Origin of the sequence: Burkholderia catarinensis (assembly GCF_001883705.2) — a bacterium.
In the GTDB taxonomy this organism is placed as follows: domain Bacteria; phylum Pseudomonadota; class Gammaproteobacteria; order Burkholderiales; family Burkholderiaceae; genus Burkholderia; species Burkholderia catarinensis.
Genome location: NZ_MDEQ02000015.1, coordinates 108898 through 134415, shown reverse-complemented (window position 1 = coordinate 134415; position 25518 = coordinate 108898). Strand labels below are relative to the sequence as shown.

Sequence of the window (25518 nt, the reverse complement as noted above, 5' to 3'; positions counted from 1 at the left end):
GGCCGGACAGGCAGCCCCACGGCTCGCGCCGGCGGCAGGCCGGCGCGGATGTCGATCAGGTCAGGCCGGCGGCCAGCGCCGCGGCGACCGAACCGGCCACCAGCACGACGCCGACCGTACGGCGCTTGTTCAGCTCGGTCCACAGCAGCACGCCCGTCAGCGACAGCAGGATCAGCGAGCCCGCGATCGTGTCCATCAGCAGCACCCAGCCGAGGTTCATCCCGACGCCGCGATGCAGGTTGTTCATCGTCGTCAGGAACGTGTTGCCGGTGCGCTTCACCGACACGTAGCCGTTGCCGACCCAGTACTCGGCCTGCAGGTTCTGGTGCGGGCCGAACACGCCGAACTGCCAGTGCTCGGGCTGCATCACGCGTTTGTCGCCCCACGCGACGGCCTGCGCGGGCTCCTTGCGCATGCGGCCCGGCTTGCCGTCGAAATGCAGCTCCTGCTGCAGCCACTTCGTCATCGCGGCGGGCGTCTTCGGCACCGGGTCCGGCAGCGCGACCTGCATCTCCTCGACCTGCGGCTCGCCGGTCGAAATCTTCAGCGGCGGCGCGCGATGGTTCAGCAGCACGCCCGTCACGCCGAACAGCAGCCCGAGCACCGCGCCCCACAGCCCGACCCAGCCGTGCACCTTGCGCAGCCACTTGATGAAGGTCGCGCGGCGCGAGCGCTGGCGGCGCGCGGCCAGTTCGTCGTCGGTCAGCGGGCGGGCCGCCGGGTTCAGCATGGTGACGCCGGCGCGCGGCATGCCCGCCTTGGGCGGGTCGATCGTTTCGGGCGCGTTCACGCGAAAGTATCCATTCGTTCAAAACAACGGGCGGCGCGCAGAGAGTGCGCGCCGCCCGAGCAGCATGAAAATGAGAATGGATATCATTACACAAATCGAATGCCGGCTCAATCCGTCCGGGCATGCGGCGATGCGCCCGGCGAGCGAAGAAACGCGAACGAAGCGCGCACGTTGCAACGCAATGGCGCTCGATAGGCGAAAAATGGCGAAAAAATGATCTCGCAAGATCAAGACGGCATTTCGTAAGAAGTCGCGCGGCGGCGGGCGGTTCAGCGCAGCGGCGGCAGCGGAAAGCGCGGCGCGGCGTCGTCCGGCCCGGGCTCGGTGCGATCGAGCGCGTACAGCCACGCGAGCAGGTCGGCGACGGCCTGGTAGAGCTGCGGCGGAATCCGGTCGTCGAGGTCGACCTGCATCAGCAGCGACACCATCTCCGGCGCCGTATGCACGTACAGCCCCGCATCGTGCGCGCGCGCGACGATCATCTCGGCGAGCACGCCGTAGCCCTTCGCGACCACGCGCGGCGCCGCATCGCCGCCTTTCGGGTCGTAGACGAGCGCGGCCGCGCGCTTGCGGGACGTCATGCTCATTGCGGCACCTCGTCGTCGGCGCCCGGCGCACGCGGCGCCTGCCCGCCGGCCGCGCCGCGCGCATACGCGGCGGCGGCGGCCTGGGCGGCAAACAGGTCGAAGCCGTCCGGCCCGTCGTCGACCGCGCGGATCGACAGCCCGCCCACCTTCAGCCCCGATCCCTCGAGACGCTGCCGCAGCGCGGCCTCGTGCCGCGTGAGGCGGTCGGCGCCCGTCTGGTTCGCCCGCAGCCGCGCGACGAGCTGCGCGCCGTTCAGCACCAGCTCCGCGTCGACCGTGCCGAGCGACGGCAGCGTCAGCGTCAGGCGCGTGCGCCATGCGATGCCGTCGCCCGCGTCGTCGCCGCCGCGCGGCGCGCGGCCGCCCGGATCGTCGGGCTCGATCGTCCAGTCGAGGCGCGCACCGGGCCACGCCTCGCCGGTCCAGCGGAACTGGTCGGTCGCGAGCGCATCGAGCTGCTGCCTGACGAGCGGCACGGCGGCCGGGTGCACGGCGGCGAGCGGCTGCGCCTGAGGATCGGACGACGCGGCGGCCAGTTCGGCACGTGCGGGCGTCCAGCGCGTGTCGGCGTGCGCGCCAAGCGGATCGGCGCTGTCGGGCGGCAACGACGCACCCTGCCGGGCGGCCGCCGGCAAAGCCTGCGCGGGGTCGCGAGCCGGCGCGCCGCCCTGGGCCGGCGTGCCCGGTTGCGCGGTCGCCCGCGCGGTTGCGGGCGGCGGCAGGCGCTGCGCGAGCAGCTCGTCGAGCACGTCGGCCGAGTCGTGCGGCGCGGCATCCGGGTCGGCCGGCGCGAGCGCGGCCGCCAGGCGCGCCTGCGGCTCGCGCATCAGCGCCGCGAGCGGACGCTGGCCGGCCAGCCACTGCGCCAGATGGGATTCGTAGAACAGGCCGCTCTCGCTCACGGCCTGCGCGAGCGCCGCGCGCAGCGCCGCGACCGGCGGCGGCGCGGCCGCTTCGCGCGCAGCCGCGGCGGACGACGTCGCAGCGGAAGCAGGCGTGGAAGACGCAGCCGGATCGGACGCGGCCGGCGCACGCGCCGGCACGGCCGGATCGGTCAGCAGCACGGCGGGATCGGCCAGCAGCGGCGCGCGCCCGGCAATGACCGGCGTCGCGTCGCCGCCCGCGCGCGAGATCGCGTCGAGCACGCGCCCGACATCGGACAGCGCGGTCTGCGTGGAGGCCGGCGGCGCGGCGGGCGGGCTGCCGGCCGCGGGCGAGGGCGACGCGCCGGCGCCCGGCGTGCCGACCTGCGAGGTCGCGCCGCCGCCGGCGGGCGCCGACACGGTGCCGGTCAGCAGGCTGTCGAGGCGGCTCGCCAGCAGCGCGGCCGCAACGGAATCGATACCGGTCATGATCGGAGCCTGCTCACTTCAGCCACATCGTTGCGAATCCGGGCACGGCACGCCAGTGCCGCCCGCGGGAACAGCGCGCCTGCCGCAACGGGCTCGTACGCCCCCCGCGCCCGTTTCCCGGAAAACGGGCCCTACCCGCGCGCGCGGTAGAGATCGGTCAATACCTTGGTCGAGCGCCGCGCCTCGAACAGCGCGGACAACCGCGCGACGTCCGGGCTCGCGAGATCGCGGATCGCGGCGTCGTCGGCCAGGATGCGGCGGATCAGGTCCAGCTTGCGGCCGAGATCCGATTCGTCGAGCGCGACGCCCGGATCGGCCTCCTTCAGCCCGTCGACGAGCCGCAGGAATTCGGCCTGCAACTCCGGCAACGCGCTCCAGTCGGCGCCGCGCGCGGCGCACAGCATCCGGCCCGACACCGCTGCGAGCGCCTCGTAACGTGCGAAGTATTCGGCCTTGTGATTCATCGTGAAGCTTCCGCTGCCTGTTGCGCGGCCATGCGCGCGACTTCCGGGGCGATGCCCGTCCATGCTTCCTCGAGCGTTGCGAGCAGCCCGTCGACCTCGACCAGCATCGTGTCGCTCGCCTGCGCGTTCGCTTCCAGCAGACGCCGGCCGACATACGCATACAGCGCGTCGAGCCGGCCCGCGATCTCGCCGCCCGCGTCGCGGTTCAGCGACGCCTGCAGGCCGCTCTCGACGATCCGGATCGCCTTGCCGATCGCTTCGCCACGCGCGGCCACGTTGCCCTGCTGCAAATGCATGCGCGCCAGCGCAATCGCCTGTCGCGCGCCCTGGTACAGCATCGCGATCAGCCGGTGCGGGGAGGCGCCCATCACCCCGGTCTCGACGCCGACACGCGCATAGGCACTGGCTCCAGCGTGTCCTGGGGAAAACATGCGCTTCTCCTTGTCTTGCCTTGGCTATACGGGAGCCGCCGCCGTGCATCGCACGACGCGGCCTTCACCGAAGTTATCGGAAGGGATTTGAAAAGCTTTAGGCGCGCGGGGCCGCCGCCGGGGGCAGGAAACCGGCCCGCCGGCCCCGCCCGGGTGGGCCGGGTGGCCGTCCCCGAGTGGCCGTCGCCGGACGCCCGTCGCCGGATGGCCGTCCCCGGATGCCCGTCCCCGGATGGCCGTCCCCGGATGCCCGTCGCCGGATGGCCGTCCCGTCACACCGACATCTGCATGATGTCGTTGTAAGCGCTCACGAGCTTGTTGCGGACCTGAAGCCCGAACTGGAAGCCGATGTTGGCTTTCTGCATGTCGACCATCACGTCGTTCAGCGACACGTTCGCCGCGCCGACCTCGAACGCCTTCGCCTCGCCGAGCGCGTGCTGCTGGTCGCCGCTGATCTTGTCGAGCGACGCCTTCATCGCGCTGGCGAACGTGCCGGCCGTGGCCGCGCCCGAGCCGGCCAGCGCCGCCGTCGGGCTCGCGACGCCGCCGGACGCCTGCGCGGCCACCGACTGCATCTGTTGCAACACCGAACCGATTCCGCTGACGTTCGCAGTCATGCTGTCCCCAGAATAGAGAAGAGACCCGGACGTACCGGGCGTTTCCGCCGGCGCCGCACCACGCGCACCATGCCGGATCGCGAAAAAGGATAGCAGTGCGCCGCGCGTCAAAGCCGAGAAAGTACGGGGGAAACCCCGCTCTTTTCGGTCGATCGGAGTACGGCCCGGATCACGATAATCGCATCGTGTCATTGTCCGCCCGCTCGTCCGAGCGAGCTCAGTCGTCCCGCTCCGGAGAAACTCGACGCATGGATTCGCAGGCCAACTCGCTGATCAACCCAGACGCCCGCGCGGGCCTCGCCAGCCCGGCGCCCGGCGCCGCCGCGGCCGCCGCGTTGCCGGGCGCGGGTGGCGCAGGCGCGGACTTCGGGCTTGGCGGCTTCGCGGAACGCATTCCCGGCATCACGCGGATGAAGGGCAACCCGAAGCTGCCGTTCGTGATCGCCGTCGCGTTCGCGATCGCCGCGATCACCGCGCTCGTGCTGTGGAGCCGGACGCCCGATTACCGCGTGCTGTACAGCAACCTGTCGGACCGCGACGGCGGCGCGATCATTGCCGCGCTCCAGCAGGCAAACGTTCCCTACAAGTTCGCCGATGCCGGCGGCGCGATCCTCGTGCCGTCGAACCAGGTACATGAAACGCGCCTGAAGCTCGCCGCGATGGGCTTGCCGAAGGGCGGCTCGGTCGGCTTCGAGCTGATGGACAACCAGAAATTCGGTATCAGCCAGTTCGCCGAACAAGTGAACTACCAGCGCGCGCTCGAAGGCGAGCTGCAGCGCACCATCGAATCGATCAACGCCGTGCGCGGCGCGCGCGTGCATCTCGCGATCCCGAAGCCGTCGGTATTCGTGCGCGACAAGGAAGCGCCGAGCGCGTCGGTGTTCGTCGACCTCTACCCGGGCCGCGTGCTCGACGAGGGCCAGGTCCAGGCGATCACGCGAATGGTGTCGTCCGGCGTGCCCGACATGCCCGCGAAGAACGTGACGATCGTCGACCAGGACGGCAACCTGCTGACCCAGACCGCGTCGGCATCCGGCCTCGACGCGAGCCAGCTCAAGTACGTACAGCAGGTCGAGCACAACACGCAAAAGCGCATCGACGCGATCCTCGCGCCGATCTTCGGTGCCGGCAACGCGCGCTCGCAGGTCAGCGCGGACCTCGATTTCTCGAAGATCGAACAGACGTCGGAAAGCTACGGCCCGAACGGCGTGCCGCAGCAGGCCGCGATCCGCAGCCAGCAGACCAGCAGCGCGACCGAGCTCGCGCAGGGCGGCGCATCGGGCGTGCCGGGCGCGCTGTCGAACACGCCGCCGCAGCCGGCCTCCGCGCCGGTCGTCGCCGGCAACGGCCAGAACGCGCCGCAGACGACACCCGTGAGCGACCGCAAGGACCAGACGACCAACTACGAGGTCGACAAGACGATCCGCCATCTCGAACAGCCGATGGGCAGCGTGAAGCGGCTGTCGGTCGCGGTCGTCGTCAACTACCAGCCGATCGCCGACGCGAAGGGCCACGTGACGATGCAGCCGCTGCCGCCCGCGAAGCTCGCGCAGGTCGAGCAACTCGTGAAGGACGCGATGGGCTACGACGAGAAGCGCGGCGACTCGGTGAACGTCGTGAACAGCGCGTTCTCGACCGTGAGCGACCCGTACGCCGACCTGCCGTGGTGGCGCCAGCCCGACGTGATCGCGATGGCGAAGGAAGCCGCGAAGTGGCTCGGCATCGCGGCGGCCGCGGCAGCGCTCTACTTCATGTTCGTGCGCCCGGCGATGCGCCGCGCGTTCCCGCCGGCCGAGCCGGCCGCGCCGGCGCTCGCGGCGCCGGACGATCCGGTCGCGCTCGACGGCCTGCCGGCGCCCGCCAAGGCCGACGACGAGCCCGATACGCTGCTGCTCGGCTTCGAAAACGAGAAGAACCGCTACGAACGCAACCTCGACTACGCGCGCACGATCGCCCGCCAGGATCCGAAGATCGTCGCCACCGTCGTGAAGAACTGGGTGTCCGATGAACGCTGAAGGCTTGACCAAGAGCGCGCTGCTGCTGATGTCGATCGGCGAGGAAGAGGCCGCGCAGGTATTCAAGTTCCTCGCGCCGCGCGAGGTCCAGAAGATCGGCGCCGCGATGGCCGCGCTGAAGAACGTCACGCGCGAGCAGGTCGAGGACGTGCTGCACGACTTCGTGAAGGAAGCCGAGCAGCACACCGCGCTGTCGCTCGATTCGAGCGAGTACATCCGCTCGGTGCTGACGAAGGCGCTCGGCGAGGACAAGGCCGGCGTGCTGATCGACCGCATCCTGCAGGGCAGCGACACGAGCGGCATCGAGGGCCTGAAGTGGATGGACTCGGGCGCGGTGGCCGAACTGATCAAGAACGAGCATCCGCAGATCATCGCGACGATCCTCGTGCACCTCGACCGCGACCAGGCGTCCGAGATCGCATCGTGCTTCACCGAACGGCTGCGCAACGACGTGTTGCTGCGGATCGCGACGCTCGACGGCATCCAGCCGGCCGCGCTGCGCGAACTCGACGACGTGCTGACGGGCCTGCTGTCCGGCAGCGACAACCTGAAACGCAGCCCGATGGGCGGCATCCGCACCGCGGCCGAGATCCTGAACTTCATGACGAGCGTGCATGAGGAAGGCGTGCTCGAAAGCGTGCGCCAGTACGACGCCGATCTCGCGCAGAAGATCGTCGACCAGATGTTCGTGTTCGAGAACCTGCTCGAACTCGAGGATCGCGCGATCCAGATGGTGCTCAAGGAAGTCGAGTCGGAAACGCTGATCATCGCGCTGAAGGGCGCGCCGCCCGCGCTGCGCCAGAAGTTCCTCGCGAACATGTCGCAGCGCGCGGCCGAACTGCTCGCCGAGGATCTCGACGCGCGCGGCCCGGTACGCGTGTCCGAAGTCGAGACGCAGCAGCGCCGCATCCTGCAGATCGTGCGCAACCTCGCCGAGAGCGGCCAGATCGTGATCGGCGGCAAGGCGGAAGACGCGTATGTCTGATTCGGCGAGCGATCGCGCGGGCACCCTCACCGCGTACCAGCGGTGGGAGATGGCGTCGTTCGACCCGCCGCCGCCCCCGCCGCCGCCCGACGACGCGGCAGCGGCCGCCGCCGCGCTCGCCGCGGAACTGCAGCGCGTGCGCGACGCCGCGCACGCCGAAGGCCATGCGGCCGGCCACGTCGAAGGCCAGGCGCTCGGCTACCAGGCCGGTTTCGAGCAGGGCCGCGAACAGGGTTTCGAGGCCGGCCAGGCCGACGCGCGCGAACAGGCCGCGCAGCTCACGGCGCTCGCCGCGTCGTTCCGCGAGGCCGTGTCGACCGCCGAGCACGATCTCGCGTCCGACATCGCGCAGCTCGCGCTCGACATCGCGCAGCAGGTCGTGCGCCAGCACGTGAAGCACGACCCGGCCGCGCTCGTCGCGGCCGTGCGCGACGTGCTCGCGGCCGAACCCGCGCTGTCCGGCGCGCCGCATCTCGCGGTGAATCCGGCCGACCTGCCCGTCGTCGAAGCCTATCTGCAGGACGATCTCGATACGCTCGGCTGGAACGTGCGCACCGACGCATCGATCGAGCGCGGCGGCTGCCGCGCGCACGCCGCCACCGGCGAGGTCGACGCGACGCTGCCCACGCGCTGGCAGCGCGTCGCCGCCGCGATCGGCAAGGTGAGCACGTGGTGACGCGGCCGCCCGAGTCGCTTGCGCACGACGGCATGACGCCGCTCGAACGCGAGCTCGCGCTCGCGTCGTTCGGCCCCGCTGCCGCGCACGACACCGCACACGACGCAACGAAGCACGCAACCGCTGCGGCCGCCGCACTCGACGCCGCACCGCGTGCGCCGCACAACCCGCATCTCGCGCACTGGCGCACGCATCTGAACGGGCTCGCCGCGCGCAGCCACCGCGCGCTGCCGCTGCGGCCGTGCGGGCGCCTCACGCGCGCGGCCGGCCTCGTGCTCGAGGCGATCGGGCTGCGCCTGTCGGTCGGCGCCGAGTGCACGATCGAATTGCCGCCCGGCAGCACGCTGCCGCACGCGGAAGCCGAAGTCGTCGGCTTCGCCGGCGACCGCCTGTTCCTGATGCCGACCACCGACGTCGCCGGCGTGCTGCCCGGCGCGCGCGTGTGGCCGCGCGAAAGCGCGCCTGTCACCGATCCGCTCGCGGGCGCGAAACGGCTGCCGGTCGGCTGGGAAATGCTCGGGCGCGTCGTCGATGCGTCGGGCCGCCCGCTCGACGGCCTCGGCCCGCTCGCGTCGAAGGTCGACGCACCGCTGTCGGCGCCGTCGATCAACCCGCTCGAGCGCGAACCGATCCACCACGTGCTCGACGTCGGCGTACGCGCGATCAACGCGCTGCTGACCGTCGGCCGCGGGCAGCGGATGGGCCTGTTCGCGGGCTCCGGCGTCGGCAAGTCGGTGCTGCTCGGCACGATGGCGCGCTACACGAGCGCGGAAGTGATCGTGATCGGGCTGATCGGCGAACGCGGCCGCGAAGTGAAAGAATTCATCGAACAGATCCTCGGCGAGGACGGGCTCGCGCGCTCGGTCGTCGTCGCGGCGCCGGCCGACGTGTCGCCGCTGCTGCGGATGCAGGGCGCGGCGTACGCAACGTCGCTCGCCGAGTATTTCCGCGACCAGGGCAAGCACGTGCTGCTGCTGATGGATTCGCTGACGCGCTACGCGATGGCGCAGCGCGAGATCGCGCTGGCGATCGGCGAGCCGCCCGCGACGAAAGGCTATCCGCCGTCGGTGTTCGCGAAGCTGCCCGCACTCGTCGAGCGCACCGGCAACGGGCCGGAAGGCGGCGGCTCGATCACCGCGTTCTACACGGTGTTGACCGAAGGCGACGACCAGCAGGACCCGATCGCCGATTCGGCGCGTGCGATCCTCGACGGCCACGTCGTGCTGTCCCGCGCGCTCGCCGAGGCCGGCCACTATCCCGCGATCGACATCGAGGCGTCGATCAGCCGCGCGATGACCGCGCTGATCGACGAAACGCATCTCGACCACGTCCGGCAGTTCAAGCAGATGCTGTCGCGCTACCAGCGCAACCGCGACCTGATCGCGGTCGGCGCCTACGCGCCTGGCCGCGACGCGCAGCTCGACCGCGCGATCGCGCTTTATCCGCGCATCGAGGCATTCCTGCAGCAGGGCTTTCGCGAATGCGCGCCGTTCGCGTCGAGCCTCGCCGGGCTCGATGCGCTGTTCGATCCCCACGGAGGCTGACGCAGATGGCTCACGGCTTTCCCCTGCAGTTGCTGCTCGATCGCGCGCAGGAAGACCTCGACACGGCGGCCAGGCAGCTCGGCACCGCGCAGCGCGACCGCACCGCGGCCGCCGAGCAGCTCGACGCGCTGCTGCGCTATCGCGACGAGTACCACGCGCGCTTCTCGCAGTCCGCGCAGCACGGGATGCCGGCCGGCAGCTGGCGCAATTTCCAGGCGTTCATCGACACGCTCGACGCGGCGATCGTGCAGCAGCGCAACGTGCTGGCCGCGGCCGAAGTCCGCATGGACGAGGCGCGCCCGAACTGGCAACAGAAGAAACGCACCGTCGGCTCGTATGAAATCCTGCAGGCGCGCGGCGTCGCGCAGGAAGCCAAACTCGACGCCCGGCGCGAACAGCGCGACGCCGACGAACACGCCGCGAAGATCCTGCGCATGCGGGCCGACGCGGCCCGTTCGTCGTAACCGACCACCGCTTTCGAACGAGAGAACCGTCATGCCTCCCTTGCCCCTGCTCGGCGCGCTGATCGACACCGCCGGCGCCGCACTCAAGGCCGCCCGCAGCTCGGGGGCGTCCGGCGCCGCCTCTGCCACCGGCAACGGTGCCGCGACCGCCACGACCGCCGTGCCGTTCGCGCAGACGCTGAAGCAAAGTGTCGTCACGCGTCGCGACGCGGCGACTTCCGGCACCCCGGACGTATCGACGAAACAGGCTTCGTCGAAGCCGGCCGCCGGCGCGAAGCCGTCCGGCGCGGACGACGATCAGTCGACCGACGACGCGAACGCCACCACCAACCCCGACGCCGCCGCACTCGCGGCCGCCGCGGCCGTGCAAGCGCAACTGCAGGCACGCACGGACAACGCAATGCCGGCCGATGCCGCGACCGCCGCTGCCGCCGCGCAAAAGACGGCCGTGGCCGGCCAGCCCGATGCCACGGCCACGCTGGCGGACCACGCGGCCAAGGATGCGGCCGCCCAGCCGGCTGCGGCCGCGCCGGCGTCGAGCCGCGATGCGCTGCAAGCGGCGCTCGCCAAGCTGACGGGCGGCTCGGGCGCGATCGCGATGCCCGCGACCGGCACGACGGCCGGTGCCACGGCCTCGGCACCGGCACCGGCAGCAACCGCCTCGACCGGCGCCGCGGCCGCACCGTTGACGCCGAAGGTGCCGACGTTCGACCGCACGCTCGCCGACGCGAAGGGTCCGCTCGCCACCCAGCAGACGCCGGCGCAGGCCACCGCGCAGGCGCTGCAGGCCGACGCGAATACGCAGTCGGGCGCGCAGCATGCACTCGCGGCGGCCAGCGATGCGACGGATCCGGCCGCCAGCGCGACGCTCGCGGCCGGCGCATCGGCTGCGGCCGCGGCGCAGGCGAACCTGCAGTTGTCGCCGGCCGCGAGCGCGATCGCCGCCGCCAACGCGCATGTGCTCGCCCCGCACGTCGGCACCGCCGACTGGACGGATGCGCTGAGCCAGAAGGTCGTGTTCCTGTCGAATGCGCACCAGCAGAGCGCCGAGCTGACGCTCAACCCGCCCGATCTCGGGCCGCTGCAGGTCGTGCTGCGCGTCGCGGACAACCACGCGCACGCGCTGTTCGTGTCGCAGCACGCGCAGGTGCGCGACGCGGTCGAAGCCGCGCTGCCGAAGCTGCGCGAAGCGATGGAAGCGGGCGGGCTCGGGCTCGGCAGCGCGACCGTCAGCGACGGCGGCTTCGCTTCGCAGCAGCAGAACCCGCAACAGACCAACGCCCACGGCCGGCCGTCGCGGCGCGGGAACGGCGGACCGTCAGCCGTCGATGCACCCGCCGACGCTGCGCAATCCGCACCGGCCGCCGCGAGCGTGAGCCGCGCCGGGCTCGTCGATACGTTTGCCTGAGCATTGCCGCTGCAGTGCGCGCGCCGCGTTCAGCGGCCGTGCACCGCGCTAGCCGTCTCGCCGCGCGACACACCGCCCTGGCGCGTCGCGACGATGAAGTCCGCCGCGCGCTCGCCGATCATCACCGTCGGCGCATTCGTGTTCCCGCCGACCAGCGTCGGCATCACCGACGCATCCACCACGCGCAATCCTTCGACGCCGCGCACGCGCAGTTGCGGATCGACGACCGCGCGCGCATCGGAACCCATCCGGCACGTGCCGACCGGGTGATAGATCGTGTCGGCATGCGCGACGATCGTCGCGCGCAGCTCGGCTTCGCTCTGGCCCGCCCGCGTGTACAGCTCGCGCCCGCCCTGCGACGCGAGCGGCGCCTGCGACAGGATGCGGCGCATCGCCTGCGTGCCGCGCACGAGCAGGTCGAGATCGCGCGAATCGCTGAAGAAGCGCGGATCGATCAGCGGCGCGTCGCGCGCGTCGCCGCTCGCGAGCGCGACCGTGCCGCGGCTGAACGGCCGCAGCGCGCACACGTGCAGCGAGTAGCCGAAACCCCAGTGCATCTTGCGGTTGTGGTCGTCCACGAGCGCCGTGCAGAAATGCAGCTGCAGGTCGGGCCGCTCGATCGACGGATCGCTCTTGATGAAGCCGCCGGCCTCCGCGACGTTGCTCGTCATCATCCCCGTGCGGCTCGAGAAATAGCGCGCGAGCGCGGGCGTCATCTTCGCGATCCCGCGCAGGCACACGCCGACCAGCTCCGACGAATTCAAGCGCGTGTTGATGATGAAGTCGATGTGGTCGATCAGGTTCGTGCCGACGTCCGGCGCATCCTGCACGACCGCGATCCCGTGGCGGCGCAACTGCTCCGCCGGGCCGATCCCCGAACACATCAGCAGTTGCGGCGAATTGAACGCGCCGGCCGCCAGGATCACTTCCGCGCGTGCGCCGAGCGTCTCGACGCGTCCGTTGCGCGATACCGCGACGCCGACCGCGCGCTTGCCGTCGAAGCCGACGCGCAGCACCGTCGCGTCGGTGATCACGTGCAGGTTCGGCCGGTTGCGGCCGTAGACATACGCGCGTGCGACGCTGCAGCGCGAGCCGTCGCGGTGCGTGACCTGGTAGAAGCCGACGCCTTCCTGCGTCGCGCCGTTGAAATCGTCGTTCAGCGGATAGCCGGCGGCGTGCGCGGCCTGGATGAATCGTTCGGAGAACGGATTGCGAAAGCGCAGATCCGACACCGACAGCGGGCCGTCCGCGCCGTGCCACGCGTCGGCGCCGCGCGCGTTGCCTTCCGCGCGGCGGAAATACGGCAGCACGTCCTGCCAGCCCCAGCCCGTCGCGCCGAGCTGCGCCCACTCGTCGTAGTCGCCCGGGTGGCCGCGCGTATAGATCATCGCGTTGATCGCGCTCGAGCCGCCCATCCCGCGCCCGCGCGGCTGGTAGCCGCGCCGCCCGCCGAGGCCCGGCTGCGGCACCGTCTCGTAGCCGTAGTTCGTGCCGAGCTTGAACGGCACCAGCGCCGCGATGCCGACCGGCATGTTGACGAGCAGGTTGCGCTCCGTATGCGAGCCGGCCTCGATCAGCGCGATCGTCGCGTCGGGGCAGGCATCGGCGAGACGGCCTGCCAGGCTCGAACCGCCCGAGCCGCCGCCGACGATGATGTAGTCGTATTGCATGTCACGTCTCCGTCGTGTCATGGAAGGCGCCCGGCACCGCCGCGCGACCGCGTCCCCTCTTGTAGTTCGGGCATTGTAGGAATGGGCGTCTTGCACGCGGCACGCGGATTCAAGAGCGATTCCTCTAAACGCCCGCGTGAACTAAATTTAAGATGTATCGATTCGCTTTGCGCGATGCGCCGGCCACGAGAAGCCGATCCACCGCGAAACGGGAGAGACGACGATGCAGCGCCAGGTTCTGCAGGCCGCGTGCCGACCGGGTTGCCCGGACACGGCGCACGCGGCCCGCATTTCATTTCAAACGGCTGCCTGCGCGAGGATGTACGGCGTCATGCGCGCGGCCGCTCGAAATCGAACCGCGCGTGTCGTCGCCGACCGTTTGGACGGCGGGTCGCCGCCGCGGCACGATGCGCTGCGGCACGTATCGACGCATGCGTTGCGCTGCCCCGCTTCGGTGCACCGGCAGGCGCTCGCGCCGCAGTGTCGCGCGCCCGTCGGCAGTCGCATCGCGCCGCACACGCATGCACCGCGGCGCGTTTTTCGGATGAGGATACCGTCGCGCGGATGCGACGCCCGCCACACGCAGCAACCCGTTTTCGAGCCCACGTCGCAGCCGGCCCCGCGCCGCGCGACACGCACCACCCCGATCCGCGCCGCCGCGCTCGCCGAGCGCGCGCGTGCGGCGTGACGGCCGGCCGACCAGCCAGGCCCAACTGGAGGAGACGACATGAAGAACGACCTGCCCGAACTGGCCCCGCAAGCGATGCCGTCGGTCGATGCGCTGACGTCGCTGCTGCGCGACCAGCGCGCGGCCTACCTGCGCGCACCGTACCCGGCATGGGAAACGCGCACGCAGCATCTGCGCGCGCTGCGCACGATGCTGATCGACCATGCGGACGCGCTCGCCGAAGCGATCAGCGCCGATTTCGGTCATCGCGCGAAGCAGGAAGTGCTGCTATCGGAAATCTGGATGGCGAAGGAAGAAATCGACGACGCGCTCAAGCACGGCAAGCGCTGGATGAAACCGATCCGCAAGCCGATGAACAAGTGGCTGCGCCCGGCGCGCGCGAAGGTGATTCCGCAGCCGCTCGGCGTGGTCGGCATCGTCGTGCCGTGGAACTATCCGGTGCTGCTCGCGGCCGGTCCGCTGATCTGCGCGCTCGCGGCCGGCAACCGCGCGATCATCAAGATGTCCGAACTGACGCCGCGCACGTCGGCGCTGTTCGAGCAACTGATCGCGAAGACTTTCACGCGCGACCACGTCGCGGTCGTGAACGGCGACGCGGAGGTCGGTGCCGCATTCAGCGCGCTGCCGTTCGACCATCTGCTGTTCACCGGTTCGACGCAGGTCGGCCGCCACGTGATGCGCGCGGCCGCCGACAACCTCACGCCCGTCACGCTCGAGCTCGGCGGCAAGTCGCCCGCGATCGTCGGCCCGAACGCGCGCTTCGATGCGGCCGTCGACGCGATCGTCGCGGGCAAGACGCTGAACGCGGGCCAGACCTGCATCGCGCCCGACTACGTGTTGCTGCCGCGCGGGATGGAAGCCGCGTTCATCGAGCGCGCGCGGGCACGGTTCGCGAAGATGTATCCGGACCTGTCGGCCAACGGCGACTACACGACGATCGTGTCGCCGCGCCACTATGCGCGGCTGCAGCAACTCGCGAGCGACGCGCAGGCGGCCGGCGCGCAACTGCATCCGCTGTCCGACGCGCAGTCCGATCCCGCGTCGCGCCGCTTCGTGCCGTGCGCGGTCACGCAGGTGCCGGCCGCGTCGCAGCTGATGCAGGAGGAAATCTTCGGGCCGCTGCTGCCGCTCGTGCCGTACGAACGGCTCGACGAGGCGATCGCTTACGTGAATGCGCGCCCGCGGCCGCTCGCGTTGTATCTGTTCGACGAGGACGGCGGCACGATTGACCGCGTGATGCGCGAAACGATCTCCGGGGGCGTGTCGATCAATGAAACGCTGATGCACATCGCATGCGGCAGTTTGCCGTTCGGCGGTGTCGGTGCGAGCGGCATGGGCGCGTATCACGGCTACGACGGCTTCGTGACGTTCTCGAAGATGAAGCCGGTGCTCACGCAGGCGCGCCTGAACGCGCGCAACTTGCTCGCGCCGCCGTACGGCAAGCGCTTCGCCGCGCTGATCAAGCTGATGCTGAAGTTCTGAGCCGGACGGGCCGCGCGCATCGCACCGCGGCCCGCGCGAGCCTGCCGCGCGGCGCCGGTGCCGTGCGCGCCGTCACACGGGCCAGAGCGGCCCTTCCTGCATCGCGCCGATCTGCTCGCGCAGTTCGAGCACGCGCGCTTCCCAGTAACGATGCGTGTTGAACCACGGGAACGCGGCCGGAAATGCGGGATCGTCCCAGCGCCGCGCAAGCCATGCCGCGTAGTGGATCAGCCGCAGCGTGCGCAGCGCTTCGACGAGGTGCAGCTCGCGCGGCTCGAATTCGCAGAAATCCTCGTAGCCGGCGAGCAGGTCCGCCAGCGCGCGCGACGCGCCTTCGCGATCGCCCGGCAGCAGCAGCCACAGATCCTGGATCGCGGGCGCCATCCGGCTGTCGTCGAAGTCGACGAAATGCGGGCCGGCATCGGTCCACAGCACGTTGCTCGGATGACAGTCGCCGTGCGTGCGCAACAGGCGGATCTCGCCCGCACGCTCGAACGCGCCCTCGACGCCTTCGAGCGCGAGCGTGACCGCCGTCTCGTAGGCAGGCCGCACATCGTCCGGAATGAAATCGTGCGTGAGCAGGTAGTCGCGCGGCTCATAGCCGAACGTCTGGATGTCGAGCACGGGACGCGCGACATACGGCTGCGTCGCGCCGACCGCATGGATCCGGCCGATGAAACGGCCGAGCCATTCGAGCGTGTCGCTGCGGTCGAGATCGGGTGCACGGCCGCCGCGCCGCTCGAAGATCGAGAAGCGGAAGCCGTCGAATGCATGCAGCGTGAGACCGTCGAAAGCGCGCGCGGGCACCGCCGGTATCTCGCGCGCGGCGAGTTCGGCGACGAACGCGTGCTCCTCGAGGATTGCATCGTCCGACCACCGCGCCGGGCGGTAGAACTTCGCGACGACCGGCGGGCCGTCTTCGACGCCGACCTGGTAGACGCGGTTCTCGTAGCTGTTGAGGGCGAGCAGGCGCCCGTCGGTGCGCAGGCCGGCCGGCATCAGCACGCTGTCGAGCGCGTCGAGCACGCACTCGGGCGTGAGCCCGGCGAACGGCGCGCCGGCGGGAGAAGCGGGAGCGGAAGTGACGTCTTTCATGCCCCGCATTGTGCCGCCAGCCGGGCCGAAAGACGAGCGTCCGATGCGGCGCTTGCGCTCAGTGAAGCGCCGCGCCGGCCGGCAGCACGGATTCGCCGGTGTCGATCAGGTCCTCGAGAAAGAACGGCTCGGTGTTGAGTTCTTTCGACTCGCCCGGCACGCCCGCGTACCAGGTCACCATGGCCATGTCGCCCAGGACGCGCTGGACGATGCCGCGCGCGCCCTTCGGCACCGCGATATGGGTAGTGCAGACAATCGACCCGACATGCATGATGGTTCCCCACGTTGAAACTTGAAACCCGGCCCGCTGACGAGCCGGCAAATGCACGATCCGCGCGCCCTCGTCGGAGCGTTGCGCGTAATCCCATTGTTCACGGTTTATCGAAGCGCGAAAAGAAGAAGAAGCGTGCGAAGTGCCGCGAATTCGTCGAATGTCTCCAATCAACCACTGCGCCGGGCGGGTACTTGCTCACCCGGCTACCCCCATCATACCCTGTCGAATATGACCGCCCGCCGAATCCGCCGCACCGCCGCGGCGTGCCCGTGATCGACGCAACGGGCGTATCGTCTGTCCTGTACCCAGCCGCCCGGAGATTTCGCGTGACCGAGCCTGACGGAACCACGCCGCCCGCCTCGCGCACCGTCGCCTCTTCCCCCTATCTCGAACGCGGTTCGCGCAGCTACTGGCGCGCAAGCGTCGCGCTGCTGTTCACCGGCTACGCGACGTTCTCGCTGCTCTACTACGTGCAGCCGCTGCTGCCCGAATTCTCGACCGCGTTCGGCGTCGGTCCCGCGCAAAGCAGCCTCGCGCTGTCGTTTTCGACAGCCGCGCTCGCCGCCGCCGTGTTCGTCGCGGGCTTCGTGTCCGAAGGCCTGAGCCGCCACCGGCTGATGACCGCGTCGTTGATGCTGTCGTCGCTGCTCACGCTCGTCGCCGCGTTCGCGCCGCACTGGCACCAGATGCTCGCGTTGCGCGCGCTCACCGGGCTCGCGCTCGGTGGCGTGCCGGCCGTCGGCATGGCCTATCTCGCCGAGGAAGTGCATCCCGACGGGCTCGGGCTCGCGATGGGGCTCTACGTCGGCGGCAATGCGATCGGCGGGATGGCCGGGCGCGTGATCGCGGGCGTGCTGGCCGACCTGTTCACGTGGCGCGTCGCGGTCGGTGCGATCGGCGTGCTCGGCCTCGCGTCGACGCTCGCGTTTCGCGCGCTGCTGCCGCCGTCGCGTCACTTCACGCCGCGCCGCGGGATCGGTTTTGCGCAGCATCGCGCGGCCCTTGCCCGCCATCTCGCCGGCCGCCGCGAACTGCCCGTGCTGTTCGCGATGGGCTTCATCCTGATGGGCGGCTTCGTCACGCTGTACAACTACGTCGGCTACCGGCTGCTCGCGCCGCCGTATTCGATGAACCAGGCGACGATCGGCGCGATCTTCGTCGTCTATCTCGTCGGCGTCGTCGCGTCGCCGTGGTCGGGACGCATGGCCGACTCGCTCGGGCGCGGCCGCGTGCTGATCGCGAGCGTCGTCATCATGCTGGCCGGCGTCGCGCTGACGCTGCTGCAGCCCGTCGCCGCGATCGCGTTCGGCATCGCATGCGTCACGTTCGGCTTCTTCGCCGGACATTCGACCGCGAGCGGGTGGGTCGGCCGCCTCGCGACGCAGGGCAAGGGACAGGCCGCCGCGCTGTACCTGCTGTCCTACTACCTCGGTTCGAGCATCGTCGGCTCGCTCGGCGGACGCTTCTGGAGCGCGCACGGCTGGCCGGGCGTCGCGACGCTCGTCGCGGTGCTGCTCGCCGCGGGCCTCGCGGCCGCGGTGTGGCTGCGCGGTCGCGAACGCCGCGACGCCGCATGAGCATGACGTTCGCACACACCGCGCCCTGCATCGCGGCAACCGGCCTTTCGCCGTGCAGGGGCCACCGACATTTGTTGCCTTGGACGCCGGCCTTGCTGTACCTTTGATGTTCATCCGCGTTCAAGCGCATTCCGACACGATGCATCCGCTCACGTCCGCCCTCGCAAAATCCCGGCCGCAGTTCGACTCGCGGCCGCAGGCGTGCGCGCATCCGTCGGTCCTTCCTCCTCCTGTCGCACCGCCGCTCGTCGGCGCCGCGCCGCCCCCTCCGGCGGCACGCGCCGGCTGACCAGCCGGCTTCCGTTTCGTTTTCCATTCGCCCGTCGGCTGATGTTCGTGCGTCGTGACGCACGGCTTGCTGCTGCGCGCGCGGATGGAACATTCCGATCCGTTCGACAGGTGGATTCACATGGTTTCGTTCAAACGCGCGCTTGCCGCGCATGGAGCGACGTCGCTCTTCGTGCTGCTGTGGAGCAGCGGCGCGATCTTCGCTGAACTCGGTCTGCGTCACGCATCCGCGTTCGTCTTTCTCACCGCGCGTTTCGCGCTCGCGTCGCTCGTGCTGCTCGCGCTGGCCTTCATGCGCAAACGCTGGCTGCCGCCGCGCGGCGAGCGGCGCATGGCCGCACTGACCGGCTTGCTGATGATGGGCGGCTATTCGATCTTCTACCTGCTCGCGCTCGAGCGCGGGATCGCGCCGGGCGTGCTCGCGACGATCCTCGGCGTGCAGCCGATCCTCACGCTCGCGATCGTCGAACGGCGCTGGCAGCCCGTGCGCGTCGCGGGGCTCGCGCTGTCGCTGGCCGGACTCGCGCTCGTCGTGTGCCGCGGCGTGGGCGGCGCAGGCCTGTCGGCCGCGGGCATCGCGTGTGCGCTCACCGCACTCGTCGCGCTGACCGTCGGCTCGCTGCTGCAAAAGCGCGTACGCGCGGCGCCCGCCGACGTGCTGCCGCTGCAGAATGCGATCGGCCTCGCGCTGTGCGTGGCGATCGTGCCGTTCCGGCCGGTGTCGTTCGACATGAGCTGGGCGTTCGTCGTACCGCTGCTGTGGCTCGGCATCGTGATTTCGGTGATCGCGCAACTGCTGTTCTACCGGTTGATGCAGCGCGGCGATCTCGTCAACGTGACGAGCCTGTTCTATCTCGTGCCCGTCGTCACCACGCTGATGGATGCCGTCTGGCTCGGCAACCGGCCCGAGCCGCTCGCGCTCGCCGGCATGGGCGCGATCATCGCGGGGCTCGCGCTCGTATTCCGCGCGCCGGCCGCCCGCGCGCAACCCGATCGCGCATAAGCGGGCGGGCCGCCGTGCCTGCGGGTGCGGCGGCCCGCATCGGACACATACGACAATCCCGCATAAATCGAAAGGCACTGGAAAGATGCGCGCAAGGTGTTCGTCTTACTTGCGGGAAAAATGCGCGATTCGTCAGGCTTTCCGCTGATTTTTAATGGTTCGGATAGCGAAAAGCGCTGCCGGTTGCCTATACTCGAATTGACCACCCGGCTCGCAATCGGGTCGGACCAACACTAGAAACAGCCCGGCATGGGACTGGAGACACGCATGACGACCTACTTCACGATCGGCGATTTCATCCTGTTGATCCCGATGGCGCTGGCCGGAGCGCTATTTCTCGGCGCGGTGCCGTGCGCAACCGAATTCCGCCACAACCTGCTGCGCGTGCTGGGCGTCATCCTCGGCGTCGGCGTCGCGGTATTGCTTGTCGAAGGCCTGCCTGCCCTGCTCTAGCCGCACCACTCGTGCTTGACGCGCATCGCTGCACCGCAGCGATGCAATGTGCTGCCTGCAAGCCGGCATACGGCACGCGATGTTTCGCATGCCGTATCGACTGCCGGTCAGATAGCCTGATCGGTGGACGGCTTTTCCCAAAGATTGATACCGCCTTCCGTCGCGTGACGATCGATCTCCGCGAGTTCCTCCGCCGAGAATTCGAGGTTCTTCAGCGCACCGACGTTTTCACGCACCTGCTCCGCACGGCTCGCGCCGATCAGCGCGGACGTCACGCGGCCGTTGCGCAACACCCACGCCAGCGCCATCTGCGCGAGGCTCTGCCCGCGCCGCTCGGCGATCGCGTTGAGCTTGCGCACATGCTCGAGATTGTCCGCGCTCAAGTGATCCTGCTTCAGCGAGCCGCCGCCCGGCTTGTTCACGCGCGCGTCCGCCGGCACGCCGTTCAGGTACTTCGACGTGAGCAGCCCCTGTGCGAGCGGCGTAAAGGCGATGCTGCCCGCGCCGACGTCGTCGAGCGTGCCGAGCAGGTCGCTCTCGATCCAGCGGTTCAGCATGTTGTACGAAGGCTGGTGGATCAGCAGCGGCACCCGGTACTGCGCGAGCAGCTCGGCCATCTCGCGCGTCTTCGCCGCCGAATACGACGAAATGCCGATGTAGAGCGCCTTGCCCTGCTGCACGGCCGACGCGAGCGCGCCCGCCGTTTCCTCGAGCGGCGTGTGCGCGTCGAAGCGGTGCGAATAGAAGATGTCGACGTAGTCGAGCCCCATCCGCTGCAGGCTCTGGTCGAGGCTCGCGAGCACGTACTTGCGCGACCCGCCGCCGCTGCCGTACGGCCCCGGCCACATGTCCCAGCCGGCCTTCGTCGAGATCAGCAGCTCGTCGCGATACGGCCGGAAATCCTCCCTCAGCAGCCGGCCGAAGTTGGTTTCGGCGCTACCGTACGGCGGCCCGTAGTTGTTCGCGAGATCGAAGTGGTTGATGCCGAGGTCGAACGCGGTGCGCAGGATCTCGCGCTGCGTCGAGATCGGCGTCGAGTCGCCGAAGTTGTGCCACAGGCCGAGCGACAGGGCGGGCAGTTTGAGCCCGGATTTGCCGCAGGTGCGGTAGTGCATGTCAGCATAACGTTCGGAAGCTGCTTCGTAGGCCATGAGTATTTCCCGTCGGGACGTCGGACAGAAGGGCGCGCGCCGGCCGCGCCCATGGCGCGACGGCGGCGGAGAAAGCGCATCACGCGGCTATGGTAGCGAAGGCGACCGATGCGCGCACGGCGATGGACGCGACCGCGGGCGTCGCCTACACTGCGGCGTCTCGAATCACCGTTTCAGCGAGGTTGGTATGTCCCGGGTCATCTCGGTTGCGCTGCTCGTCGGCGGCGTCGTGCTGCTGTACTTCGGCGGGCAGTCGTTCCATTCGATCAACGACAACATGTCGCGCTTCTTCACCGGCTCGCCCGCAACGAAGACGATCCTGCTGATCGTGGGCGGCGCCGTCGCATCGTTCATCGGCCTGATCGGCCTCGCGATGCCCGGCGGCAAGCGCTGATCGCGCCGCCGCGCGACGCACGCACGGCCCGCGTCACACGAACGGGCCGCATCAAACGAAACGGGCGGCCAGGCCGCCCGTTGCTTCATCCGCCCGCGATGCGCAACCGCATCGAATCGCGCGATCGCGACGGCTTTGCAGGCCGCCCGATCTGCGCCTAGCCTGTTCACGCTAATAACGGGCTTGCGCTGGCCCTAGAACCGCACTTCCGGTTTCGCCGCCGAGCGCGTGCCGGGCAGCGGCCGGTTGCTCGCGCCGTGGTAGGTGTACACGAGCGAGAACTTCACCTGGTCGGAGCGGTTCTGCCCGGCCGAATGCAGCGTGTTGCTGTGGAAGAACACGACGTCGCCCGTCCGGAGCGACGGGCACGTGGCCGCGTCGATCATCTTCCGGTTCTCCGGCAGGTCGCTGCGGAAGAACTTCGCATCGTCGAACGCTTCAGGCCCGAATTCGGCCGTATGCGAACCCGGCACGAGCCACAGTGCGCCGTTCTCGTTCGTTTCCGGTCCGAGCGCGAGCCACACCGACACCATGTCCGCGCGCTCGAACGACCAGTAGCGGAAATCGCGATGCCAGCCCGTCAGGCTGCCGTACGCGGGGTGCTTCGTCATCATGCAGTTGTGATGCGCGCGCGACAGCACCGGCTCTTCGCCGAAATACTCGTGCATCCATGCGCCGATTTCAGGTGCGATCGCGCGCTCGGCGAAGGCCGGATCGCGCGTGTACGCATCGAGCAGCCGCCGCACCGTGTGCCCGCCCGGCGCGTACTTCGATTCGGGTGCGCCCGGGTAGCGCAGGTCCGCCTCGAATTCGATCGGCTCGGCGGCTTCCTGCAACTGGCGCTCGGCGATCTGCTTGAGCGCCGCGCACTGTTGCTCGCCGACGAGGCCACGCGCGACGACGAAGCCGCGCTCGCGCAATTCCGCGACTTGCGCGCGGATCGATTCCGACTGCAATGGAGACGACATGGGATGCCAGACGTTTATTGTGTGAATGTGACGATTGTAAATCGGCGCCGGATGCCGCGAACAGCACCATTGTCGTGCGCAGGGGCATGCCATTCGCCGATTTGATCTGGCTCAAGGGAACTGTGCGGCGCGGCGCTGGCCTCACCGACAGGCGGTATGCGGCACACGCCTTGCGGCACAAGGGTTTATCGCGACTTTTGCCCGTCATGAATCCCCTGTAGCCTGTCGCGGCCTGTCAGTTTTCGCGGGCGCGGCGCGCAGCGACTTTCAGTAAGATCCGTTGCGTCATCCGAGGCCGTTCATACCAGTGCGCTCTTCAAGGGCGCCATCCATACAAGCGAAGCATCGTTCACATGCCATTCCGTCTGACTTCCCGTTTCAGCCGCGCTGCGAAGCGCGTCGTGCCGTCCGCTCCTGCCCGCTCGCTGCGCCATCACCGCGCACGCAGGCAGGCGCTGGCCGAGCGTACGCACGCACATAGCCGGCTGGACGGTATCCGTGCGTGGTTCCACGCGTTTTTCTCGATGATGAGCACACAGGCGTTCGTACGCCGTGCCGGCCTTCGCTCGCTGCTGCAGAAGCCGTCGTCGCTGCGCGCGCTTGCACTGCGCCGTGCGCTCGGCCCGCAGCGCCGCATCAACCGCCCGCGCCGCCTGGCGGCCAGCAACGGCTGGTTCGGGTTCGGCGCGCGCTGAAGGTGCGCCGGCGGGCACTGCCCGCGACGATCGCCGCCGTCGTGCCGGCGATCGAAACCCAAAAAAAACCCCGGCAAAGCCGGGGTTTTTCATTTCGGCGAACGACGCTTACGCGACGCGGGCCGTCGGCTCCACGCCGGCCGCTTCGGCCAGTGCAAGCGCCTTGTCGGTCGCTTCCCACGAGAATTCCGGCTCTTCGCGGCCGAAGTGGCCGTAAGCAGCCGTCTTCTCGTAGATCGGGCGCAGCAGGTCGAGCATCTTGATGATGCCCTTCGGACGCAGATCGAAATGCTCGCGCACGAGCTTCGTGATCACCGCATCCGACACGCGGCCCGTGCCGAACGTATTGACCATCACCGAGGTCGGCTCGGCGACGCCGATCGCGTACGACACCTGGATCAGCGCGCGCGACGCGAGGCCGGCGGCGACGATGTTCTTCGCGACGTAGCGGCCTGCATACGCAGCCGAACGGTCGACCTTCGACGGATCCTTGCCCGAGAACGCGCCGCCGCCGTGCGGTGCGGCACCGCCGTACGTGTCGACGATGATCTTGCGGCCCGTCAGGCCGCAGTCGCCCTGCGGGCCGCCGATCACGAACCGGCCGGTCGGGTTCACGAGGAACTTGATGTCGCCCTTGATCAGGTCGGCCGGCAGCGTCGGCTTGATGATTTCCTCGATCACGGCTTCGCGCAGCGCCGGCAGTTCGATGTCCGGTGCATGCTGCGTCGACAGCACGACTGTGTCGATCGAATCGGGGCGGCCGTCGACGTAGCGGACCGTCACCTGCGACTTCGCGTCCGGGCGCAGCCATTGCAGGCGGCCGTCGCGGCGCAGGCTGGCCTGGCGCTCGACGAGACGGTGCGACAGGTAGATCGGCAGCGGCATCAGTTCCGGCGTTTCGTCGCACGCGTAACCGAACATCAGGCCCTGGTCGCCCGCACCCTGGTCGAGGTTGTCGTCGTGGGCACGATCGACGCCCTGGGCGATGTCCGGCGACTGCTTGTCGTACGCGACGAGCACCGCGCAACCCTTGTAGTCGATGCCGTAGTCGGTGTTGTCGTAGCCGATGCGCTTGATCGTGTCGCGCGCGATCTGGATGTAATCGATGTTCGCCGTCGTGGTGATTTCACCGGCCAGAACGACGAGACCCGTGTTGCACAGCGTTTCCGCCGCAACGCGGGAATATTTGTCCTGCTCGAGGATGGCGTCGAGAATCGCGTCCGAGATTTGGTCCGCGACTTTGTCCGGATGGCCTTCGGAGACGGATTCGGACGTGAAGAGATAATCGTTTGCCACTTTTTCAGGCTCCTGTGTGGTTACGGTTGGTTTCACGTAGCCAGCTTCGTTGGGCCTGAAGCGGCGACGCTTTAGCGGATTACCAGGACCGGACAGCGCATGTCGCACCAGCCGGCTTCGCCCCGCAAGTTGTCAGTTAACTCGGCGAAGACCGTATTATAGCGGCTTTCCTGAATTGTCACAGAGTGCCGCACGTGCTGCATCTTCCGCCGTCTTACCCCCCTGTTCGCAACGCGCCGGCCAGCCGGCCCCACGGAGGTCCCGCATGCTAGGCCGCCTCGGCACACATCTCGCCATCGGCTTTCTGAAGCTGCTCGCCCGGTTGCCGTACGGCCTGACCGCGCGGCTCGGCGATGGTCTCGGCTGGCTGCTGTACCAGATCCCCAGCGGGCGAAAGCGCATCGTACATACCAATCTGAAACTCTGCTTCCCGGACTGGAGCGACGAACGGCGCGAGGAAGTGGCCGGCCAGCATTTCCGCCACGCGATCCGCAGCTACGTCGAGCGCAGCTACCAGTGGTTCGCGTCGGAACAGGTCTACCGCAAGCTGTTCACGGTGGAGAGCGAGGTCGACCTCAGCGATCCGGACATGCCGCCGACCCTCCTGCTCGGCTTCCATTTCGTCGGCATCGAGGCCGGCTCGATGGCGATCAATCTCGCACTCGGCCGCACGTGCGGCTCGCTCTACACGCCGATGAAGAACCCGGAAATCGAAGCCGCGGCCAAAGCCGGCCGCAGCCGCTTCGGCGCGGAACTGGCGAGCCGGGCCGACAGCGCGCGTACCGTGCTGCGCTGGCTGCGCGACCGCAAGCCGGTGATGCTGGGCGCCGACATGGACTACGGGCTGCGCAACTCGACGTTCGTGCCCTTCTTCGGCGTACCCGCCTGCACGCTGACGGCGGTCGGCCGGTTCGCAAAGACCGGCCACGCGCAGGTTCTGCCCTTTATCGGCGAGGTGCTGCCGAACTACAAGGGCTACCGGCTGAAGGTCTTCAAGCCGTGGGCCGACTACCCGACCGGCGACGACGATCTCGACGCGCGGCGGATGAACGAATTCCTCGAGGAGCAGATCCCGCTGATGCCCGAGCAGTACTACTGGGTCCACAAGCGCTTCAAGACGCGCCCGCCGGGCGAGCCGAGCCTGTACTGAC

General features: G+C 69.4%; 26 protein-coding genes. 13 read left to right on the top strand and 13 right to left on the bottom strand.

The window, feature by feature from the left end:
• Positions 1-55 precede the first annotated feature (55 nt).
• The 7 genes from BFF94_RS24145 to fliE all read right to left on the bottom strand — a co-directional run bounded on the left by BFF94_RS24145 (position 56) and on the right by fliE (position 4241).
• Positions 56-790 carry a PepSY-associated TM helix domain-containing protein gene (locus BFF94_RS24145; protein ID WP_128849044.1) on the bottom strand — a complete coding sequence of 245 codons (735 nt, stop codon included), beginning with the start codon at positions 788-790 and terminating at the stop codon, positions 56-58.
• A gap of 18 nt (positions 791-808) precedes the next feature.
• On the bottom strand, positions 809-1021 hold the full coding sequence (locus BFF94_RS24140; RefSeq protein WP_128849047.1) for a hypothetical protein: 213 nt from the start codon (positions 1019-1021) through the stop codon (positions 809-811).
• Between the two features lie 38 nt (positions 1022-1059).
• The gene (locus tag BFF94_RS24135; RefSeq protein WP_128849050.1) at positions 1060-1377 is read right to left on the bottom strand and encodes an EscU/YscU/HrcU family type III secretion system export apparatus switch protein; all 318 of its coding nucleotides are present in this window, start codon (positions 1375-1377) and stop codon (positions 1060-1062) included.
• A complete protein-coding gene (gene fliK, locus BFF94_RS24130; RefSeq protein WP_219139940.1) occupies positions 1374-2729 on the bottom strand; it encodes a flagellar hook-length control protein FliK in 1356 nt (451 codons plus the stop codon). The genes BFF94_RS24135 and fliK overlap by 4 nt, the downstream gene beginning before the upstream one ends.
• Positions 2730-2860: 131 nt before the next feature.
• Positions 2861-3193, bottom strand: coding sequence for a flagellar protein FliT (locus BFF94_RS24125; RefSeq protein WP_128849218.1), 333 nt, complete (start codon positions 3191-3193; stop codon positions 2861-2863).
• Positions 3190-3624: a flagellar export chaperone FliS gene (gene fliS / locus BFF94_RS24120; protein WP_128849221.1), complete on the bottom strand. Its 435-nt coding sequence runs from the start codon at positions 3622-3624 to the stop codon at positions 3190-3192. Before fliS ends, BFF94_RS24125 begins: the two co-directional genes overlap by 4 nt.
• 272 nt (positions 3625-3896) lie before the next feature.
• Positions 3897-4241, bottom strand: a complete 345-nt coding sequence (gene fliE / locus BFF94_RS24115; RefSeq protein WP_219139939.1) for a flagellar hook-basal body complex protein FliE — start codon at positions 4239-4241, stop codon at positions 3897-3899.
• A gap of 248 nt (positions 4242-4489) precedes the next feature.
• On the opposite strand from fliE, the gene fliF reads away from it, so the two are divergent.
• Genes fliF through BFF94_RS24085 form a run of 6 tightly spaced genes read left to right on the top strand, consistent with a single transcriptional unit; the run spans position 4490 to position 11333 of the window.
• Positions 4490-6256, top strand: coding sequence for a flagellar basal-body MS-ring/collar protein FliF (fliF, locus tag BFF94_RS24110; RefSeq protein WP_219139938.1), 1767 nt, complete (start codon positions 4490-4492; stop codon positions 6254-6256).
• The gene (fliG, locus tag BFF94_RS24105; protein WP_128849831.1) at positions 6246-7241 is read left to right on the top strand and encodes a flagellar motor switch protein FliG; all 996 of its coding nucleotides are present in this window, start codon (positions 6246-6248) and stop codon (positions 7239-7241) included. The genes fliF and fliG overlap by 11 nt, the downstream gene beginning before the upstream one ends.
• Positions 7234-7917, top strand: coding sequence for a flagellar assembly protein FliH (fliH, locus tag BFF94_RS24100; RefSeq protein ID WP_219139937.1), 684 nt, complete (start codon positions 7234-7236; stop codon positions 7915-7917). The genes fliG and fliH overlap by 8 nt, the downstream gene beginning before the upstream one ends.
• Positions 7911-9461: a flagellar protein export ATPase FliI gene (fliI, locus tag BFF94_RS24095; RefSeq protein ID WP_219139936.1), complete on the top strand. Its 1551-nt coding sequence runs from the start codon at positions 7911-7913 to the stop codon at positions 9459-9461. The genes fliH and fliI overlap by 7 nt, the downstream gene beginning before the upstream one ends.
• 5 nt (positions 9462-9466) lie before the next feature.
• Complete coding sequence (gene fliJ / locus BFF94_RS24090) at positions 9467-9925, top strand: flagellar export protein FliJ (RefSeq protein ID WP_128848942.1); 459 nt, start codon at positions 9467-9469, stop codon at positions 9923-9925.
• Between the two features lie 31 nt (positions 9926-9956).
• Positions 9957-11333: a flagellar hook-length control protein FliK gene (locus BFF94_RS24085; protein ID WP_219139935.1), complete on the top strand. Its 1377-nt coding sequence runs from the start codon at positions 9957-9959 to the stop codon at positions 11331-11333.
• A 29-nt stretch (positions 11334-11362) separates the two neighbouring features.
• On the opposite strand, the gene BFF94_RS24080 is transcribed toward BFF94_RS24085, so the two are convergent.
• Positions 11363-13003, bottom strand: coding sequence for a GMC family oxidoreductase (locus BFF94_RS24080; protein WP_219139934.1), 1641 nt, complete (start codon positions 13001-13003; stop codon positions 11363-11365).
• A 727-nt stretch (positions 13004-13730) separates the two neighbouring features.
• On the opposite strand from BFF94_RS24080, the gene BFF94_RS24075 reads away from it, so the two are divergent.
• Positions 13731-15173, top strand: coding sequence for a coniferyl aldehyde dehydrogenase (locus BFF94_RS24075; protein ID WP_128847224.1), 1443 nt, complete (start codon positions 13731-13733; stop codon positions 15171-15173).
• A gap of 72 nt (positions 15174-15245) precedes the next feature.
• Here the strand turns inward: BFF94_RS24075 and BFF94_RS24070 are convergent, their stop codons facing one another.
• Positions 15246-16268 carry a serine/threonine protein kinase gene (locus BFF94_RS24070; RefSeq protein ID WP_372454285.1) on the bottom strand — a complete coding sequence of 341 codons (1023 nt, stop codon included), beginning with the start codon at positions 16266-16268 and terminating at the stop codon, positions 15246-15248.
• Positions 16269-16326: 58 nt separating this feature from the next.
• The gene (locus BFF94_RS24065) at positions 16327-16539 is read right to left on the bottom strand and encodes a hypothetical protein (protein ID WP_011353523.1); all 213 of its coding nucleotides are present in this window, start codon (positions 16537-16539) and stop codon (positions 16327-16329) included.
• A gap of 329 nt (positions 16540-16868) precedes the next feature.
• Here BFF94_RS24065 and BFF94_RS24060 point away from each other — a divergent pair, with 329 nt between their 5' ends.
• The 3 genes from BFF94_RS24060 (at position 16869) to BFF94_RS24050 (ending at position 19863) form a co-directional block, all read left to right on the top strand.
• Complete coding sequence (locus BFF94_RS24060) at positions 16869-18119, top strand: MFS transporter (RefSeq protein ID WP_219139933.1); 1251 nt, start codon at positions 16869-16871, stop codon at positions 18117-18119.
• A 409-nt stretch (positions 18120-18528) separates the two neighbouring features.
• A complete protein-coding gene (locus tag BFF94_RS24055) occupies positions 18529-19410 on the top strand; it encodes a DMT family transporter (protein ID WP_128844187.1) in 882 nt (293 codons plus the stop codon).
• A gap of 267 nt (positions 19411-19677) precedes the next feature.
• Positions 19678-19863 (top strand): hypothetical protein, encoded by a 186-nt coding sequence (locus BFF94_RS24050; RefSeq protein WP_014895742.1) that lies wholly within the window; start codon positions 19678-19680, stop codon positions 19861-19863.
• 107 nt (positions 19864-19970) lie between these two features.
• Here the strand turns inward: BFF94_RS24050 and mgrA are convergent, their stop codons facing one another.
• On the bottom strand, positions 19971-21014 hold the full coding sequence (gene mgrA, locus BFF94_RS24045) for an L-glyceraldehyde 3-phosphate reductase (RefSeq protein WP_128844189.1): 1044 nt from the start codon (positions 21012-21014) through the stop codon (positions 19971-19973).
• 187 nt (positions 21015-21201) lie between these two features.
• Between mgrA and BFF94_RS24040 the strand changes: the two genes are divergently transcribed.
• Positions 21202-21408 carry a DUF3185 family protein gene (locus BFF94_RS24040; RefSeq protein ID WP_128844192.1) on the top strand — a complete coding sequence of 69 codons (207 nt, stop codon included), beginning with the start codon at positions 21202-21204 and terminating at the stop codon, positions 21406-21408.
• Between the two features lie 194 nt (positions 21409-21602).
• Here BFF94_RS24040 and BFF94_RS24035 read toward each other — a convergent pair whose 3' ends face one another.
• On the bottom strand, positions 21603-22376 hold the full coding sequence (locus BFF94_RS24035; protein WP_128844194.1) for a phytanoyl-CoA dioxygenase family protein: 774 nt from the start codon (positions 22374-22376) through the stop codon (positions 21603-21605).
• A gap of 353 nt (positions 22377-22729) precedes the next feature.
• Here BFF94_RS24035 and BFF94_RS24030 point away from each other — a divergent pair, with 353 nt between their 5' ends.
• The gene (locus BFF94_RS24030) at positions 22730-23071 is read left to right on the top strand and encodes a hypothetical protein (protein WP_219139932.1); all 342 of its coding nucleotides are present in this window, start codon (positions 22730-22732) and stop codon (positions 23069-23071) included.
• Positions 23072-23179: 108 nt separating this feature from the next.
• Here BFF94_RS24030 and metK read toward each other — a convergent pair whose 3' ends face one another.
• A complete protein-coding gene (gene metK, locus BFF94_RS24025; protein WP_040128500.1) occupies positions 23180-24367 on the bottom strand; it encodes a methionine adenosyltransferase in 1188 nt (395 codons plus the stop codon).
• 265 nt (positions 24368-24632) lie between these two features.
• Between metK and BFF94_RS24020 the strand changes: the two genes are divergently transcribed.
• Entirely contained in the window at positions 24633-25517 is an 885-nt protein-coding gene (locus BFF94_RS24020; RefSeq protein ID WP_128843809.1) for a lipid A biosynthesis lauroyl acyltransferase, read from the top strand.
• The last annotated feature ends 1 nt before the right edge of the window (position 25518 follow it).

Coding starts and splice junctions, on each gene's coding strand:
- fliE (WP_219139939.1), bottom strand. CDS start 4,241: ATGACTGCGAACGTCAGCGGAATCGGTTCGGTGTTGCAACAGATGCAG.
- fliK (WP_219139940.1), bottom strand. CDS start 2,729: ATGACCGGTATCGATTCCGTTGCGGCCGCGCTGCTGGCGAGCCGCCTC.
- BFF94_RS24035 (WP_128844194.1), bottom strand. CDS start 22,376: ATGTCGTCTCCATTGCAGTCGGAATCGATCCGCGCGCAAGTCGCGGAA.
- BFF94_RS24075 (WP_128847224.1), top strand. CDS start 13,731: ATGAAGAACGACCTGCCCGAACTGGCCCCGCAAGCGATGCCGTCGGTC.
- fliF (WP_219139938.1), top strand. CDS start 4,490: ATGGATTCGCAGGCCAACTCGCTGATCAACCCAGACGCCCGCGCGGGC.
- BFF94_RS24040 (WP_128844192.1), top strand. CDS start 21,202: ATGTCCCGGGTCATCTCGGTTGCGCTGCTCGTCGGCGGCGTCGTGCTG.
- BFF94_RS24080 (WP_219139934.1), bottom strand. CDS start 13,003: ATGCAATACGACTACATCATCGTCGGCGGCGGCTCGGGCGGTTCGAGC.
- fliS (WP_128849221.1), bottom strand. CDS start 3,624: ATGTTTTCCCCAGGACACGCTGGAGCCAGTGCCTATGCGCGTGTCGGC.
- BFF94_RS24030 (WP_219139932.1), top strand. CDS start 22,730: ATGCCATTCCGTCTGACTTCCCGTTTCAGCCGCGCTGCGAAGCGCGTC.
- BFF94_RS24135 (WP_128849050.1), bottom strand. CDS start 1,377: ATGAGCATGACGTCCCGCAAGCGCGCGGCCGCGCTCGTCTACGACCCG.
- fliJ (WP_128848942.1), top strand. CDS start 9,467: ATGGCTCACGGCTTTCCCCTGCAGTTGCTGCTCGATCGCGCGCAGGAA.
- BFF94_RS24020 (WP_128843809.1), top strand. CDS start 24,633: ATGCTAGGCCGCCTCGGCACACATCTCGCCATCGGCTTTCTGAAGCTG.
- BFF94_RS24050 (WP_014895742.1), top strand. CDS start 19,678: ATGACGACCTACTTCACGATCGGCGATTTCATCCTGTTGATCCCGATG.
- fliH (WP_219139937.1), top strand. CDS start 7,234: ATGTCTGATTCGGCGAGCGATCGCGCGGGCACCCTCACCGCGTACCAG.
- BFF94_RS24125 (WP_128849218.1), bottom strand. CDS start 3,193: ATGAATCACAAGGCCGAATACTTCGCACGTTACGAGGCGCTCGCAGCG.
- fliG (WP_128849831.1), top strand. CDS start 6,246: ATGAACGCTGAAGGCTTGACCAAGAGCGCGCTGCTGCTGATGTCGATC.
- BFF94_RS24070 (WP_372454285.1), bottom strand. CDS start 16,268: ATGAAAGACGTCACTTCCGCTCCCGCTTCTCCCGCCGGCGCGCCGTTC.
- mgrA (WP_128844189.1), bottom strand. CDS start 21,014: ATGGCCTACGAAGCAGCTTCCGAACGTTATGCTGACATGCACTACCGC.
- BFF94_RS24085 (WP_219139935.1), top strand. CDS start 9,957: ATGCCTCCCTTGCCCCTGCTCGGCGCGCTGATCGACACCGCCGGCGCC.
- BFF94_RS24065 (WP_011353523.1), bottom strand. CDS start 16,539: ATGCATGTCGGGTCGATTGTCTGCACTACCCATATCGCGGTGCCGAAG.
- BFF94_RS24055 (WP_128844187.1), top strand. CDS start 18,529: ATGGTTTCGTTCAAACGCGCGCTTGCCGCGCATGGAGCGACGTCGCTC.